The sequence below is a fragment of the Gordonia sp. DT218 genome, assembly GCF_049847105.1.
GTDB lineage: Bacteria > Actinomycetota > Actinomycetes > Mycobacteriales > Mycobacteriaceae > Gordonia.
Window position 1 is genome coordinate 227,075 of record NZ_JBNCNS010000004.1, and the last position, 16,075, is coordinate 243,149.

Annotated in this window: 14 protein-coding genes; 6 read left to right on the forward strand and 8 right to left on the reverse strand. The window is 67.5% G+C overall.

Translation table 11 applies throughout. From position 1 onward, the window contains the following. Positions 1–309: 309 nt before the first annotated feature. The 5 genes from zomB to glf are packed head-to-tail and all read right to left on the reverse strand — an operon-like array spanning position 310 to position 7,150. Positions 310–2,478, reverse strand: coding sequence for a flagellar motor control protein ZomB (gene zomB / locus ACPXCG_RS16380; RefSeq protein WP_425793033.1), 2,169 nt, complete (start codon positions 2,476–2,478; stop codon positions 310–312). After that, entirely contained in the window at positions 2,465–3,385 is a 921-nt protein-coding gene (locus tag ACPXCG_RS16385; protein ID WP_425793034.1) for a decaprenyl-phosphate phosphoribosyltransferase, read from the reverse strand. Before ACPXCG_RS16385 ends, zomB begins: the two co-directional genes overlap by 14 nt. After that, the gene (locus ACPXCG_RS16390) at positions 3,382–3,996 is read right to left on the reverse strand and encodes a phosphatase PAP2 family protein (RefSeq protein ID WP_425793035.1); all 615 of its coding nucleotides are present in this window, start codon (positions 3,994–3,996) and stop codon (positions 3,382–3,384) included. Before ACPXCG_RS16390 ends, ACPXCG_RS16385 begins: the two co-directional genes overlap by 4 nt. After that, entirely contained in the window at positions 3,977–5,917 is a 1,941-nt protein-coding gene (locus ACPXCG_RS16395) for a glycosyltransferase (RefSeq protein ID WP_425793036.1), read from the reverse strand. Before ACPXCG_RS16395 ends, ACPXCG_RS16390 begins: the two co-directional genes overlap by 20 nt. Further along, positions 5,918–7,150: a UDP-galactopyranose mutase gene (glf, locus tag ACPXCG_RS16400; RefSeq protein ID WP_425793037.1), complete on the reverse strand. Its 1,233-nt coding sequence runs from the start codon at positions 7,148–7,150 to the stop codon at positions 5,918–5,920. Between the two features lie 234 nt (positions 7,151–7,384). On the opposite strand from glf, the gene ACPXCG_RS16405 reads away from it, so the two are divergent. From ACPXCG_RS16405 to ACPXCG_RS16425, 5 genes are all read left to right on the forward strand, one after another. Further along, positions 7,385–8,059: a glycosyltransferase gene (locus tag ACPXCG_RS16405; RefSeq protein WP_425793038.1), complete on the forward strand. Its 675-nt coding sequence runs from the start codon at positions 7,385–7,387 to the stop codon at positions 8,057–8,059. Then, positions 8,056–9,108, forward strand: a complete 1,053-nt coding sequence (locus ACPXCG_RS16410; RefSeq protein ID WP_425793039.1) for an acyl-CoA dehydrogenase — start codon at positions 8,056–8,058, stop codon at positions 9,106–9,108. The genes ACPXCG_RS16405 and ACPXCG_RS16410 overlap by 4 nt, the downstream gene beginning before the upstream one ends. Then, positions 9,105–9,893 (forward strand): PIG-L deacetylase family protein, encoded by a 789-nt coding sequence (locus ACPXCG_RS16415; protein WP_425793040.1) that lies wholly within the window; start codon positions 9,105–9,107, stop codon positions 9,891–9,893. The genes ACPXCG_RS16410 and ACPXCG_RS16415 overlap by 4 nt, the downstream gene beginning before the upstream one ends. 83 nt (positions 9,894–9,976) lie before the next feature. Further along, entirely contained in the window at positions 9,977–10,552 is a 576-nt protein-coding gene (locus ACPXCG_RS16420) for a class I SAM-dependent methyltransferase (RefSeq protein WP_425793468.1), read from the forward strand. Positions 10,553–10,604: 52 nt separating this feature from the next. Beyond that, positions 10,605–11,279, forward strand: coding sequence for a GAF and ANTAR domain-containing protein (locus ACPXCG_RS16425; RefSeq protein WP_425793041.1), 675 nt, complete (start codon positions 10,605–10,607; stop codon positions 11,277–11,279). Positions 11,280–11,291: 12 nt separating this feature from the next. Here ACPXCG_RS16425 and ACPXCG_RS16430 read toward each other — a convergent pair whose 3' ends face one another. Then, positions 11,292–12,785, reverse strand: coding sequence for a SpoIID/LytB domain-containing protein (locus tag ACPXCG_RS16430; RefSeq protein ID WP_425793469.1), 1,494 nt, complete (start codon positions 12,783–12,785; stop codon positions 11,292–11,294). 279 nt (positions 12,786–13,064) lie between these two features. Here ACPXCG_RS16430 and ACPXCG_RS16435 point away from each other — a divergent pair, with 279 nt between their 5' ends. Then, positions 13,065–14,312, forward strand: a complete 1,248-nt coding sequence (locus ACPXCG_RS16435) for a peptidoglycan recognition protein family protein (RefSeq protein ID WP_425793042.1) — start codon at positions 13,065–13,067, stop codon at positions 14,310–14,312. 128 nt (positions 14,313–14,440) lie between these two features. Here ACPXCG_RS16435 and ACPXCG_RS16440 read toward each other — a convergent pair whose 3' ends face one another. Next, entirely contained in the window at positions 14,441–15,298 is an 858-nt protein-coding gene (locus ACPXCG_RS16440; protein ID WP_425793043.1) for an HAD family hydrolase, read from the reverse strand. Then, the gene (locus ACPXCG_RS16445) at positions 15,295–16,068 is read right to left on the reverse strand and encodes a lysophospholipid acyltransferase family protein (protein ID WP_425793044.1); all 774 of its coding nucleotides are present in this window, start codon (positions 16,066–16,068) and stop codon (positions 15,295–15,297) included. Before ACPXCG_RS16445 ends, ACPXCG_RS16440 begins: the two co-directional genes overlap by 4 nt. Positions 16,069–16,075: the final 7 nt, after the last annotated feature.

The following is a 16,075-nucleotide window of genomic DNA, read 5'->3' on the forward strand; positions in this document are numbered from 1 at the left end:
ACGACACCCGGCCGCTGGCCCTCCCCGAACCGATGCTCGATCGAGTCGTGAACAACTCGACCATCGGCCGACATCGGGCCGATCAGCACCGTTTTGGGAGCCTATTGCAAACCCCCTACCCTGACAAACCCTGTGACAGCAGTCACAAGGGCCAGGGAGACCCCTCGGTGGTGGGTCAGCGCACGGGCGTCCTGGTCACGCTGGTCTATCGACCAGATCCTGCCGAACGTTACCGATTCGAGATATTGAACACCAACCCGAACTGATGCCGATCTGTTGCCGATCCGACGGCCAGGGACGACGAGATCGTCAGCGCGGATGGATGCGCGGAGGCATCTGGAGCCCACATCGCTGGATCTCGTACTCGGGGTCCCGTTCGATCCGGTAGTCGGTGAATCTGAACGACTCTTTGAGGTTGCTCTTGAACCGTTCGAAGGTCCACGGGCCCTCATACGACTCGAAACGATCCTTGGTCTCCGGACAGGTCAGTGCGACCTCTGCCTGCCGGACGACGTCCTCGTCGAGATAGCCCGGCAGCACCGGTTTGCGGGGGAAGGCGTGTGCCTCGGCGACCACCCATTCCGACGGCAGCACCTTGTCGTGCCCGATCCGGCCGTCCTCGAGGCGCTCGGTATGGGCCGCGAGCGGGTACGCCAGGCCCATCTGGTCGATCACGCGGACGTCGAGCGGGGCATTCATGCTCGTCATGCCCAGATTGAGGAAGTAGACCGAGAGCTTTCGCTTCTTCGGCGCGATGTCGCCGGGCAACTTGGCGATGTACCACTCGTCGTAGTTGAAAGACGGCAGGATGACGCCGCCCTGGCTGTGGTATTTGTCGATCCACTCGACCATCGCGCGCATGCGCGGGTAGTCGAGGTAATCCTCCGCGGTGACCGGATTCTGGTTGCCCATGTTGGTCGTGTAGAAGCGGCGCTCGTCGACGATCCCGCTGCGGCCGATGTCGATGCCGGCATTGGGCAGGACGTTCTCGTGACTGTCGATGGCCCAGACCAGCGTGGTCACCCAAATGGCTGCCATCACGACGGAGCCGACGAGTTGGACGCGCGTTCGCCGCGTGCGGTCGGCGGATGCGGGGGTGCGACGGAAGGCGGCGCGCACATGACCCGGAATGGTGACCGGAATCACCATCAGCGGCAGCATCAGGGTGAACAACGGCACGAGCAGGACGCGCCCGTGCATGAAGTCGCCGCCCTGCCGGATCCAGTAGACGCCGCTGATGAGACCGGCGACCAGGATCATCACGACCACTGCGGTCGGGCTCTGCAACGAGGCGGACCACCGCGCCAGGCGTGCCCGCGGATTCGTGGCGGGGGCCGGGGCGTCATCGTCGGAGGGGCCGTCGTCGGCGGGGCCGTCGTCGGTGACCCGCATGCGGTTTCCGACGACGATCACAATCCCGGCGACGACCGCCAGGATGACCGGCAGCACCAGTACATAGGGACCGAACAGGTTGCCCACGTAGATGAAGCCCTGATGCCACTTGGACCCGCTGGCGTCCTTCGCCACGGCCGGATTCGGCACCAGCAGGGCGTAGTAGCCCATCCGGAAGATCTGATAACCCACGGGCAGGACGCCCGCGGCGACCACCATCCCGATCCGCATCTTCCACGACGACGGCGCCAGCAGCACGAGCAGCAACGCCAGGCCGCCGACCACGGTCAGCTCGGGGCGGATCAGCGGCGCGAGTCCCGCGGTGAACGCCAACGTGATCGTGGCCGCCCGGCCAGGCCAGGAGACGCCACTGCCGTGACGTCGGCTCCACGCGACCAGCTGGCACCACAACACGGCCACCCAGAAGATGCAGAGCCCGTTCTCCAGCCCGCTGGTGGCGAAGTCACGCGCGGGCGGCAGCGCGATGTAGACGATCGCACCCAACGGCAGCAGCAGGGTCCACCCGTCGCCGCCGAGCCCGCCGAGGCGCGTGCGGAACAGTCGCGCGGTGCCGTACATGGCGATCGGGATGGCCGCGACAGACAGCACGAGCGCGACCCAGAGGGCGACGTACTCGAGCTGACCGTCGGTGATCCACGCCCAGAACCACAAGAGGTAGGTCCACGCGGTCGAGGTGTTGGCCTCCACACGCTCGCCCGCGTTGAACACCGGGCCGTTGCCGGCGAACAGATTGCGGAGCGTCCGCAGGACGATGAGCCCGTCGTCGGCGATCCAGCGTCGCTGCCACGCACCGATAGCGAAGAAGGTGGCCGTGGTGACGGCCCCGATGACGAAGCTGATGGTCGGAACCCATTGCCGCGGGCCCCAGCCGCGCACGCCGGTGCGGGTCGTCACGGTGCGGGTCGTCACGGTTCCGTCGGCCGGATCCTGGTTGCTCTCAGCGGGATTCCCGTTGCTGTCGGCGGGCTCGGTCGTCGCGGCAACGAACTTCTCGGTGTCGGACTCGTCGGAATCGACGTCAGTGGTGGGACCCTGGGCGGAGGACGAGTGCTCAGGAGACTGCATAGACCGCGACACCCACGCATACTAACCAGGCGACGGCCAGCAACTGCAGGACGCGGTCCCCGAGCGCGATCTCCTCCGGTTCACCCGCCTGGCCACCGTCGATGTCGACCGCGTAGCGCAGGATGGCGATGGTGAACGGGACCATCGAGATGGCGTAGGCGACATTGGTGTCGTGCCCGGAATTCTTGTCGAAGGCCCACAGCCCGTAGAACACGACGACTGCCGTGGCGGCCACCGTCCACACGAACCGCAGATAGGTCGTCGTGTAGTACTGCAGTGCCTTACGGATCTTGGCGCCGGTCCGTTCGGCGAGCTGAAGCTCCGCATACCGCTTGCCCGCGGCCATGAACAGCGAGCCGAACGCCATGACGAGCAGGAACCACTGCGAGAGGGCGATCTCGGCAGCGACGCCACCGGCGATCGCGCGCAGCAGGAATCCCGAAGACACGATGCAGATGTCGATGACGGGCTGGTTCTTCCAGCCGAAGCAGTAGCCGAACTGGATGGCCAGATAGATCCCGATCACCAGCGCGGTCTGCCAGTTGGCGATGAAGGCGATACCGAGCGAGGCGACGAACAACACCGCGGCCAGGCCGTAGGCGAGCGGGACGGGCACCACACCCGCCGCGATCGGCCGGAAGCGTTTCGTCGGGTGATTCCGGTCGGATTCGACGTCCTTGGCGTCGTTGACCAGATAGATGCACGATGCGGCGAGGCAGAACGCGACGAACGCGATCGCCACCGGGCCGAGTACATTGCCGTCGCCCACGCTTCCGGCGGCCAGCGGCGCCGCGAGGACGAGGACGTTCTTGACCCACTGTCGCGGCCGAACGGCCTTGATCAGACCGGTCGCCAGATTCTTCGGGGGTCCCAGCACCGGTTCGTGCTCGATCGGCTCTTCGCTCATGTCCTCGGGCTCATCTCGTTCCTGGATGTCGCGAACAGTCTGTCACCCGCCACCACGGCGGCCGCGCTCGCGGCTCCGATCGCCGCTCCGGCGAGCACATCGGTGGGGTAGTGCACACCCAGGACCAGCCGCGACACCAGCATCGGGGGCACGAGCGCGGCCGGCAGCGCGGCCGGGGGGAGTCCCGCGGCGCGACCGATCAGGATCGCCGCGGCGGTCGTCGACGTGGCGTGCGACGACGGGAAGCTCAACTTGCTGGGCGTGGAGACCCCGATACGGATGTCGGGATGCGAGGGCCGCCGACGCCGGACGACCCGTTTGATCACGACCGATGCGGCGTGGGCACCGAAAGCTCCCACGCCGGCCTCGATCCATCGTCGCCGCGCGTTCATGTCCCCGCGACGGTGCGCGAGTGCCGCGCCGGTGCCGGCCACGGCCAGCCATCCGAGCGAATGCTCGCCGAAATGCGAGAGCCCCCGCGCGGCCGGGACCACACCGGGCCGATCGGCGATCGCGGTCTGCAGACGGACCAGGAGCCCGGCCTCGCCGCTGGTCGGCCCGTCGAAGCCGTCCACCCCCGCGCGGTGTGAATCAATCGATTCCGAAGACACGCGCCCAACTCTCCTGACTCGTCAGTTCCTGGTGCTTGGCGCGGTAGGTCTCGCGCATCTGCGGGAAGCGTTCGCGCAGTTCCCGCACCAGTGCGGCCGATTCCCTGGCCAGCGCGATCATCTTGTCACGGTCACGTTGCCGATAGACCACACCGCGACCGTCGGCCGTGGTGACGGTCACCCCGTCCACCCGGCCCAGACTGAACCAGCGCGCCTCGATCGGCGGATAGTTCGCCTGCGGCACCTCGTGATGACGAGGGTCGGCCGGACGCGCGTTGTTGATCACCGCCGCCGCAAGAGACTTGATCTTGGCGACCTTGCCCACCGGCACCCGGGTGCCGAGATGGGTCGCCTCGCCGCTGGTCCGCGGGAGTTCGGTCGCCGACGGCAACACCACGGCGTCGGGATATTGCTTGCGCATCGCGGCGATCTTCGGCAAGGCGGTCGGCAGCAGATCCCGGATGTGGTCGGGTCCGGCGAGGAAGTCGCGGATCGCCTCGTTCTGGATCGCTACTGTCGAATACTCCAGGCACAGAAGATGTTTCGACGTCGCCTTGACCATCGACTTGAGGATTCCGTCGATCGGGCCGTCCTGGATCAGCGACGCGACCACCAGGCGGTTGCGCAGGTGGAAATAGGCCTGCCAGTCGATGGCGTCGTCCTTGTCGCTCCAGGCCATGTGCCAGATCGCGATTCCGGGAACGGTCGCCGTGGGGTAGCCGGCCCGCGCCGCGCGGAGTGCGAACTCCCAGTCGTCCCACTTGATGAACAGCGGCATGGGCAGGCCGATGGACTCCGCACATTCGCGCGGGATCATGCACATCCACCAGCCGTTGCCGTCGACGTCGATCCGACGATGGAGGTTCTTGGAGTTCTCCCGGTCGCGCAGTGGATGTTTCGCGAAGTTGTGGTCGTAGGAGACGAACGGCGCGGCGGTCCACATGAAGTTGTGCCGGTTGATCACCTCACCCATGCAGTGCAGGTGACTGCGATCCTGGAGGTTGAGCATCTGCCCGCCGACGAGCATCGGGGTCTTCGCGAATCGGGACATCGCCAGCGCCCGCAGGATCGAGTCCGGCTCGATCATGATGTCGTCGTCCATGTAGAGGATGTACGGAGAGTCGGTGAGCCGCAACGCCTCGTACATGATCCGCGCGTAGCCGCCCGACCCACCGAGGTTGGGCTGCTCGAAGATGTGCAGCCGATCGCCGAGCGCTCCGGCCGCCTCGCTGTACCCGGGCTCGTCGACCACCTTGCGGGTGCCCTGATCGGGCATCAGCACGGCGTCGATGACCTCGTCCACGAGTGGATCGGACGTCAAGGCGGCCAGGGCATTCACCGCGTCGGTCGGTCGGTTGAAGGTGGGAATACCCACCGTGACCCGGCGGGTGTCCGGCCCGGCAGGGCTGTCGATCGGCGCGTACCAGCCGGCCGCGACGATCTCGGTGTCGGTGTCGCTGGTGATGTCGAACCAGATCCAGCCGCCGTCCTCGAACGGACCCAGGTCGAGCTCGAATTCCGCGACACCACGGCCGGTCTCGTCGGTGGCGACGAGGTCACCGCCGATGCCGATCCGGGAACCGTCGATCTTGGAGCGGTACAGGTCGACTCGACAGGTGCCGACCACCTCGACACGCAGTACGACCGATTCCAGGATGCTCCAGCGCCGCCAATACGACGCGGCGAAGGCGTTGAAGTAGGTCTCGAAGCTCACCTCGGACTCGGCCCCCACGAGCACCGAGGTCCGGCTCGGGGCATGGGCGCGCCGCGAATTGTCTTCCGACTCCACCAAATACAGCGATCGCACGTCGATCGGCTCGCCGGGCCGCGGGAAGATGACCCGCTGCAGAAGCGCTTTCGCCTTCGACGGCGCCGCGCCCGCTGCCGGGATGTCGGTCTGGTCCACCGGGGTCACCGTCATCTATTCCACCTCTTCCGCGAGCGGCGCACCGTCGTCGAGGTGCGGCGCCAGCGTGTTGTCGAACATGGTGAGCGCACTCGCGATCGCCATGTGCATGTCCAGATATTGGTAGGTGCCCAGCCGACCGCCGAAAAGCACTTTGCGCGTTGCGGTCTCGGACTTGGCGAGCTCGCGGTACTGCGCAACCATCGCGCGGTCGTCCGGGGTGTTGATCGGGTAGTACGGCTCGTCGTCGTCCTTCGCGAACCGGCCGTATTCGCGCATGATCACGGTCTTGTCGTCGGGGTAGGTGTCCCGCTCCGGGTGGAAGTGCCGGAATTCGTGGATCCGCGTGTACGGCACGTCGGCGTCGTTGTAGTTCATCACCGGAGTGCCCTGGAAATCACCGGTCGGCAGCACCTCGGTCTCGAAATCCAGTGTGCGCCAGCCCAGCCGGCCCGCCGAATAGTCGAAGTAGCGGTCCAGCGGTCCGGTGTAGACGACCGGGGCGTCGGGACTGGCGGCACGCAGCTCGTCGCGGACGTCGAACCAGTCGGTGTTCAGCCGGACCTCGATGCGGTCATCAGCGGCCATCTTCTCCAGCCATGCGGTGTACCCGTCGACCGGTAGGCCCTCGTAGGCGTCGTTGAAGTACCGGTTGTCGAAGGTGTAGCGCACCGGCAGCCGCGTGATGTTGCCTGCGGGCAGATTCTTGGGATCGGTCTCCCACTGCTTGGCCGTGTAGTGCTTGACGAAGGCCTCGTAGAGCGGGCGACCGATCAGGCTGATCGCCTTCTCCTCGAAGTTCGCCGCGTCCTTGGTGTCGACCTCACCTGCCTGCTCGGCGATGAGCGCGCGCGCCTCGTCCGGAGTGAAGTAGCGCCCGAAGAACTGCGACACCAATCCGAGGCCCATCGGGAACTGATAGGCCTGGCCCTTGTGCATCGCGAACACCCGGTGCTGATAGCCGGTGAAGTCGGTGAACTGGTTCACGTAATCCCACACCCGCTTGTTGGAGGTGTGGAACAGGTGCGCACCGTACTTGTGCACCTCGATACCCGTGCTGGGCTCGGCCTCGGAGTAGGCGTTGCCGCCGATGTGATGACGCCGATCGATGACCAGGACCCGCTTGTCGAGCTGGGTCGCCGCCCGCTCGGCGATGGTGAGGCCGTAGAAGCCGGATCCGACGATGATCAGATCGAAGGGTGCTTCGGTTCCGCTGCCGGCGTCGGTGCCCTGACGATTGCTTGCCACGGGAGTTCAGGGTAACGGACCCTTCCTGAGTAATCGCCGTGCACACGTCGCGACCGGTCGGTCGGGAGGTGAGCGCCCGTGACGAAGCCGCCGAACACGGGTAATCTCGACCCATTCGGCCTGCAGCCATCGGGCCTGGACATCCACCGTTGAGTTCAGGGGCTGCTCGTGCTCGTTCCTCTCGTTCCTCCTCCCGATCGACCTGCGATCGACCGCGTCGTGGTGGTGGTCCCCGTGCACAACGAGGAACGGCTGCTGTCGGCCTGTATTGCTGCCCTCGACGACGCCGTCGGCCGGGTCGCTGTCCCGGTCGAGCTCGTCGTCGTCCTCGACGCCTGCACCGACGGTTCCGCCCGGCTGGTCCCCGAGCATGTGACGACCGTCATCGGCACGGCTCGGTCGGTGGGGGCGGCGCGCCAGAGCGGATTCGCGCCCCACCTCGACCTGCCACTCGCCGATCGGACCTGGTTCGCCACCACCGACGCCGATTCCGAGGTGCCACCCGACTGGCTGGAAACCCACCTCGACGTCGCGAATCGCGGGGCCGACGCCTTCGTCGGGACGATCACCCCCAAGAACTGGGACAGCTGGTCGACGCACACCTCGGTCATGTTCGGCGCCCGCTACCTGCCCGGCGAGGGGCACGTCCACGTCCACGGCGCCAACCTCGGTGTCCGCGCCGACTGGTACCGCAGGGTCGGCGGCTTTGCCGCACGCAGCGGCGACGAGGACGTCGATCTCGTCCGGCGCCTGCGGGCCGCGGGCGCCCGGATCGACCGGAGCGGACGCGCGCCGGTGATCACGTCCACCCGGGCCGACGGCCGCACCGACGCCGGATTCGCCACCTACCTGCAAAGACTCGAGGCCCTGGGCCGCCAGGACCCGCATACGAGAAAGGTGTCACCGTGATCGTCGACGCTCCCGCACTGGCCTATCGCATCGTCAACGAAGGGGCGCTCGACGTCCCGTTGCCCGGCCACGGCGACACCGCGGTCCGGCTGCGCACTCTCGCCGACTTCTGTCATCGCGACATCTCGGTGGGACGACTCGTGGAAGCCCACCTCGACGCCGATGCGATTCTCGCGGAGATCGTCGGTGAACGCGTCGGACCCGACGAGATGTGGGGCGTCTGGGCGGCCGAACCGCCCGAACCGTGGGTCGCCGCCGAGTACTGCTCCGGGAACTGGCAGCTGTCCGGCGCGAAGCCCTGGTGTTCGGGCGTCGCCACCTGCACCCACGCCCTCGTGACTGCGGATCACGGCTCGCAGCGTCGGCTGTTCGCCATCGACCTGCGCCAACCGGGAGTCTGCGCCGAACGCGGGGGCTGGGCCGCCGCCGGGATGCGGGCCACCGAAACAGGTACCGCCCGCTTCGACCGGGCGATCGCACGCCCGATCGGCGAACCCGGCCAGTATCTGAGCAGGCCCGGCTTCTGGCACGGCGGCATCGGTGTCGCAGCCTGCTGGCTCGGCGGAGCCCGCAAGGTCGCGGGGGCTCTCTACCAGCGGGCGGAACGGCGGGACGGTGAGCACCGCGCGGACGAACTCACTCTGATGCACCTCGGTGCGGTGGACGCGATGCTGGCCGGCGGGCGGTCGGCACTCGAGCAGGCGGCGATCACCATCGACGCCGCGCCGAACGATGCGGCGGCGGCGCATCTGACCGCCCATCAGGTGCGCTGGGGCACCGAACAGATCGCCACCGCCGTCATCGATCGGGTCAATCGCGCCCTCGGTCCCGGACCGCTCGTCCACGATCGCGAACATTCGCGGGCGGTCGCAGACCTCACGGTCTACATCCGGCAGTCGCACGCCGATCGAGACCTGGTAGAGCTCGGCAGGCTCGCGGTGGAGCGGCACGTCTCCGACGACCGGCCACCGACAGCAATGGTGCCCGGGAACAGCGACGGCCGCTCGACGGTCATCCCGCACGCGATCCCGACGGAGATCCTGCGATGAACTCGATCGGGCCCGCACCCGGCGCGGCCGGGGGATTGGCGGTGACCCCGGTGCATGCGGACGGCACCCCGGAGGACCACTGGCAGCGCTGGCTGCAGGACCGCACACCGTGGCCTGCCCTGGAATTCGGCGTCGAGCGACTGGTGGTCCTCGGCGCGCACCCCGACGACGAGGTGCTCGGCGCGGGCGGGATCATGGCCTCCGCTGCGCTCGCGGGTGTCGAGGTCGTGGTCGTCTGCATGTCCGACGGCAGCGGCTCCCATCCCGGCTCGCGGACCCTCACCCCGGAACAGCTGGCGACCCGTCGCCATGTCGAGCTGGCGACCGCCACCGCGCTGCTCGGCCTCCCGACCCCCCGCTGGTTCGGACTGCGCGACGGCGGGCTCACCGAGCAGGCGCACACGATGGCGGGCATCCTCGACGCCGTCCTCGACGAAGTGCCCGACGTCCCGACCGGTCTGGTGTCGGTGTGGTCGCACGACGGCCATCCCGATCACGACGCGGTCGGCCGCTGCGCGATCGAGGTCGCCCGGCGGCGAGGTCTGCCGCTGTGGATGTATCCGATCTGGATGTGGCATTGGGCCGCGCCCGGCGACTCGTCGGTGCCATGGGACCGCGTACGCGTCCATCGCCTCGAGCCCGAGGTGCTCGCCGTGAAACATGCCGCCATCCGCTCCTTCGACAGCCAGATCAGACCACTGTCGCCCGACCCGGCCGATGCCGCCATCCTCCCGCCGCATGTCCTGGCGCACCTCACCCGCGCCTGGGAGTTCGTGATCGTATGACCGGCCAACCAGCCTCGTCGGCACCACCGCCGACCTCACCACCGCCGACCTCACCACCGCTGTCCGACAAATACTTCCATGACATGTATGCCGCCGGCGACGATCCGTGGGGCTTCACCGAGCGCTGGTATGAACGTCGCAAGTACGCCCTCACCCTGGCGTCGCTCTCGTCGGAACGATACCGGCTCGCCTTCGAGCCGGGCTGTTCCATCGGCGTGCTCAGTGCCGAACTCGCCCTGTGTGCGGATCGCCTCATCTGCATGGATCTCAGCCCCCGGGCGACCGAACTCGCGAGGCGGCGCCTGGCCCGGCACAGCGACCATGTGGAGGTCGTCACGGGCGACTTCGTCAGCGACTGGCCCGACGGCGAGTTCGACCTGATCGTTCTCAGCGAGATCCTGTACTACCTCACGCCGGCTGCGCTCGACGATCTCATCGACCGGCTGCCCCGTTCACTCTCCCCGGATGGCGAGATCGTCGCCGTACACTGGCGTCATACGGTTTCCGAGTACCCGCAGACCGGGGACGAGGTCCACGATCGTCTGCTCGACTCGGATCTCATCCATTCCGCGGGCTATCGCGACGCGGATCTCTGCCTCGACCTGTTCGGACGAGAGTCACGAGGATCAGTCGCCCAGCGCGAGGATCTCGTAGGCTGACCGAGTCAATTTCACTACCCGGCCGAACCGGGAATGGCGCCGAGGAGCCGGCATGAATTCCGAAAACACCGTCCGGATGGCCGAGATCGTCCGGGAACTACGGATGGAGAGCACCGACACCGAATCGGTGCTGCGCGGGATCTCGAAGACGGCGGTCGGTTCGGTACCCGGCGCCGAGTACGCCAGCGTCACCCTGGTGACGGATGGGCACATCGAGACGCCCGTGATCGTCGGTGATCTCGCGGGCAAATCCGACGCCGTCCAGCGTGAGCTCAACGAAGGACCGTGCGTGCGGTCCGCGGTCGACGACGTCACGATCATCATCGACGACATGCGCGACGAGCAGCGGTGGCCGCGATTCGCCCCCGCGGCATCCGCACTCGGCATCAGGTCGATGGCCTGCCTCTGCCTCTACATCGACGGCCGCGACTTCGGTGCACTCAACCTGATCAGCACCGCAACGCACGCATTCGACCCGGATTCCATCTCGGTCGGCGAGCTGTTCGCCGCGCACTGTGCCACCGCGTTCTCCGCGGTCCGGGAGAAGGAGCAGCTCCGGGCGGCGCTCAGCTCGCGCGACATCATCGGCCAGGCCAAGGGGATGATCATGGAGCGCTACCGGATCAACGCCGACGAGGCCTTCCGGCTGTTGTCGCGCCTGTCGCAGGACGGCAACATCAAACTCGTCGAGGTGGCGACCCGGATCGTCGAGTCGGGTCCCGAATAGTCGGGGTGACGGTCAGCGCAGCACGTCGGAACGCGGGAACCCGACCACGGGCTGACCGCCGCGGACCAGATAATCGGCGAGTCCCTTGCCGACCAGTGCGTGTGCACCCGTCTGCTCGCTGAACAACATCAGCCCGCGCTGGAAGAGCTGGATGACGCCTGCGCCGTCGGGGGTGAGGTTCGGTACGCCGATCACCTGACCGAGCGGGCCGGTGACGCCGCCGAGATCGTCGAACTTGCCGTCGAGCGCGCTGGTCCCGATGGAGAGCAGCTGCGACGAACCCGGAATCAGTTTGTCGGGCAGCGAGCTGAGGCTGCCGAGGTCGAGCGAACCGCCGCCCGGACCGTCGGGCCCGGTCGGCGGTTTGACGATCTTGGGTTTCGCCACCTGTCCCTGCACGGCGAACCACGCCGACTTGAGTTTGAGCATCGTGCGCGCTTCTTCGCCCGAGACCTCTCGGGTGCCTCCCGAGCCGACGGCGCGGACCTTGATCGCGCGGCCGTTCTCCGGTCCGAGACCGTTCGCCTCGACGACATCGAGGCTGCGCAGCGCACCCACGCCGAAGGCGGCGCCGACGCTGCCGGCGTTCACCGTCGCCGTCCAGTTGCGGTTCGGCGACGCGGAGTCGCCGTCGTCACGCACCGCGGGGAATCGTCCGCCTGCCGTGTATCCGCCGGTCGACGATGAGAATTCGGTGAAGGCCGGTTGTCCGCCCTGGAGCAGGATCTGTCCGGCGGTCGCATCGGCGGCCCGGTTGGTGCGCGGGTCCTCGCTCGCGACGGCGCCGTAGACCTGGGAGTTCTGGGTGTCGTCGATCTTCTTGCCCCCGGCGATGGCGGCCAACGCATAGGTGCGCGCGGCCACGGCCTGCGCCTTGAGTGCCTCGGCACCACCGGCGTCGGCCCATCCCGGCGAACTCTCCTTCGGGATCACGCCTTTGACGTAGTCGTCGATGTGGAGACGGTTGACGACCCGCCCGCCGTCGAATCCGAGCGCACCGCGATACGCCTGATTCGATCCGCACATCTTGAGGAATTCGTTGCCCGGCCGGCTCGGCCCCATGTTGATCGGCTCCACCGACGGCGCGGTGACCGTCCGAACAGGTCCACCACCGCAGCCGGTGGTGATGGTGGCAGTGTTCCCGGACAGGCTGACCGCCTGCCCGGGAGCCACCATTTGGCCACTGACTCGCATCCCGGCGTCCGCGTGCACATTCACCGAGTTCTTACCGGTCAGGATGACCGAGATCTCGGGCCTGTCCACCTTCCCCGCGGTGGTGCCGCCGTAATAGTGGCGCAAAATCTGTTGTGCCGACCAGCCTTTACGGGCGTAGCCGAACGCACCCCACTGCCCCATCCCGCGTCCGTGACCGAGACCGTGCCCGATCAGGGTGATCTGCGATCCGGCCGTGAGCGCGATGTCGTCCGTCGACCTCTTCGCCTCGTTGACGAGCAGCAGACCCCCCGCGATCAACACAGGCGCCAGCCCGATCGCAGCAAAGGACAGCGATCGGGTCCGGGCGTGCCGAGGGCGTGCTCTGACCAACGTCTCGGAAGTCCTTCCGTGCGGCGTGGAGTGCTTCGTACGTGCGTGGAGCGCGTGTTACTGGTGTGACTGTTGTGACCCTAGTGAATTGTCCGATGGATCATCAACCCCAGGAGATAACAACCGCATCACGAGTTTCACAGACTCGGCGCGCGGCGTGGACGGTGCATGCGCGCGCCGACACGATGGCGAACCATGCGTCGCCCCCGTCTCAGCAGATCCCGTCCCAGACCCTCGATCGTGCTCGCCTCCGTGGCTGCGGCGATCGTCGCGAGTCCGTTCGCCGTCGTCATCGCCGGATCTGACCCGCGCCCGACCGACCGCCACCGCGACCTCCCGACGACCACCATCGACGAGCTCGGCCTGGTCGACGTACCGTCGGCGGTTCTCGACATCGCCGAATCGGGGCTCGCCGCAGCCGGAATCCGACTTCCAGAGCCCGATCCGGGACTCGCGATCCCGGCCACCGACGATCGGCCGGTCGGTGCGGCCGTCAAGCACATCGCCGGTGACAAACCCCTGAAGATGGTTGCGTTCACCTGGGATCGAGCAGTTGATGCATCGATGCTGTTGCGCGCCAAGCACTCCGACGGAACCTGGGGAGACTGGACGAAGCTCGAGCCCGTCGAGACCGCCGCCGCACCATCACCCGAGCACCCGGCCGGTACCGAACCCGTCTGGGTGGGCGACGCCCGCGAGGTCCAGGTGGCGGTGACCGACTCCGGGGTCGCCATCCCCGCTGCGGAAGCGCCCGGCGGTGGGCTCGTCGAGTGGGGCATCGGCACCGCGAGTGCCGTGGTCGAGAAGCTGCTGACCACCGCGATGTCGGCGATGACGGCGACACTGATCAGCCCGGAGAGTCTGCTGTCGCTGGGCTCCTCACTGTTGACCCCGCTGCTCGGTGGTCCGTCGGTGGTCGCCCGCGCGCAATGGGGGGCCGACGAGTCGATCCGGTGTTCGCAGCCGGCCTATTCACCCGCGGCGCGCGCGGCCATCGTGCACCACACCGCAGGCAGCAACGACTACACGCCCGAGCAGTCCGCGGAGATCGTGCGCGGTATCTACGCCTATCACGCACGCACTCTCAACTGGTGCGACATCGGCTACAACGTGCTCGTCGACAAGTACGGACAGATCTTCGAAGGAGCGTTCGGCGGGCTCGACCGCAACGTCGAGGGCACCCACACCGGCGGCTTCAACAAGGCGACGGTGGGCGTCTCGATGATCGGCAATCTCGACCAGGTGGCCCCCACCCCCGCGATGATCTCGTCGGTCGCGCGATTCCTCCGCTGGCGGCTCGGCAAGGCCGGCGTGAACGGGCTGGGCAGCGCCCAGCTCACCGCGGAACCGTTCACCGACAGCAAGTTCCCCGCCGGAGCGGTCACCAGCCTGCCGGCGATCAGCGGGCACCGGGACTACAACAACACCAGCTGCCCAGGCGAATTCGGCCATGCAGCACTGACCGCCATCCGGTCCATGGCCGGTTAGTCCCCCCTCCCCCACCCAACAACCCACCCAACCCAACCCCCTCCGCAGCCGCGACGGTTCTCCGCATCCGCGCCCCCATTTGGGCGTCGCGGATGACGGAAACCGTCGCGGCTGCGGGGTGGGGTGGGTTAGGTGAACCAGCGTTCGAGGACTCGGGCGACGCCTTCGTCGTTGTTCGTCAGGGTCACTTCGTCTGCGGCGGCGAGAGCCGCCGGGTGCCCATGCGACATCGCGACACCGTGATGCGCCCAGGTGAGCATCTCCACGTCGTTGGGCATGTCGCCGAACGCGATGGTCGATGTGTCGCGCAGATCGGCGAGTCCGACGAGATCCCGGAGCCCGGCCGCCTTGTGGGTGTCCGGCATCGACAACTCGATCAGCCCGTTGTCGGTGGAGAAGGTGATCTGGGCGAGCCCGCCGATCGCGTCACGCAGCCGTGCCGCCATCTCGTCACTGCGCATATCTGGCTGCCGGACAAGAAGTTTCACCGCCGGTTCGGCGTACACCTCATCGTCCCCGACCTCGATGTGGTCGGGGTTGAGCCACGCGTGCCGGTACCCGGCGGTGGCGACGAACGGTAGCGTCGCGGCGTCGTGAGCCGATCGTCCGGCACGCTCGGCCGCGATTCCGCAGCCCGGGATCTGCCGATAGGCGCGTTCGACGAGCTTCTCCAGGGTGTCGGAATCCAGTGTCGCCGCGGAGATCACCCGATCGTGCGCAACGTCGTAGAGGATGGCACCGTTCGCACACACCGCGTAGCGGACCTGCGCGGCGGTTCCCTCGAACTGGTCGGTGATCTCGGCGATCCAGCGTGGTGGCCGACCGGTGGCGAGGACGAATTCGACCCCGGCGTCGACCGCCCGGCCCACGACCTCGATGGTCCGGTCGGACACGCGGTTCTGATCGTTGATCAACGTACCGTCGACGTCGGTGGCGATCAGCGTGGGCGGGCCGAATCCCGTTGGGCCCGGATCATTTCGGGTCACCGCTCACCACGCGCTTTCGCTGCTCGCGCGGCTGCCTTCTCGGCGGCCTCGACATCCTCGATCACATGCGCCTCCTCAGGCGTCGGCGCGGAACCACCCAGTCGCGACGGCACCCAGTAGGCGTCCGCCGGGTGCGGTCCGTACGTGTCCTGCACCTCGTGCAGGAGGGTGGTCATCGTCTCCTTGAGCCGCGCGGTCGCATCTTCCGGATCTTCATCGGCCCGGACCGTCACGGGCTCGCCGTATCGCACCGACACCGGGAGATGGCTGCGGCCCATCTGACGGGTGCCGGTCTTCGTCTTGGTCCACTGCCGCTGCGCGCCCCACACGATCGACGGCACGATGGGGACCTGCGCCTCGACCGCCATCCGGACGGCGCCGGTCTTGAATTCCTTCAGCTCGAAGCTCCGGCTGATGGTCGCCTCCGGGTACACGGCGACGATCTCGCCCTCGCGCAGCCGCGACACCGCCGCGCGGTAGGCCTCCGCCCCCATCGAGCGATCCACCGGGACCGTCTTCGTGTGGTTCACCAGGAAACGCATGATCGCGATGTTCATCACCTCGGACTTGATCATGTACCTGGTGCGGCGGCCCGCCCGGTACATCCCCAGGGCTGCCGGGATGAAGTCGGTGTAGGCCGTGTGGTTGACGGTCAGGACCGCGCCCCCGGTCCGCGGGATGTTCTCGAGCCCCGAGAATCGCAGGTCGAGCCCCTGCGCACGAACCAGACCGTTCGCGATGATCTCGAGCGTCCGGTAGACCGGTTCCATAGCGGCA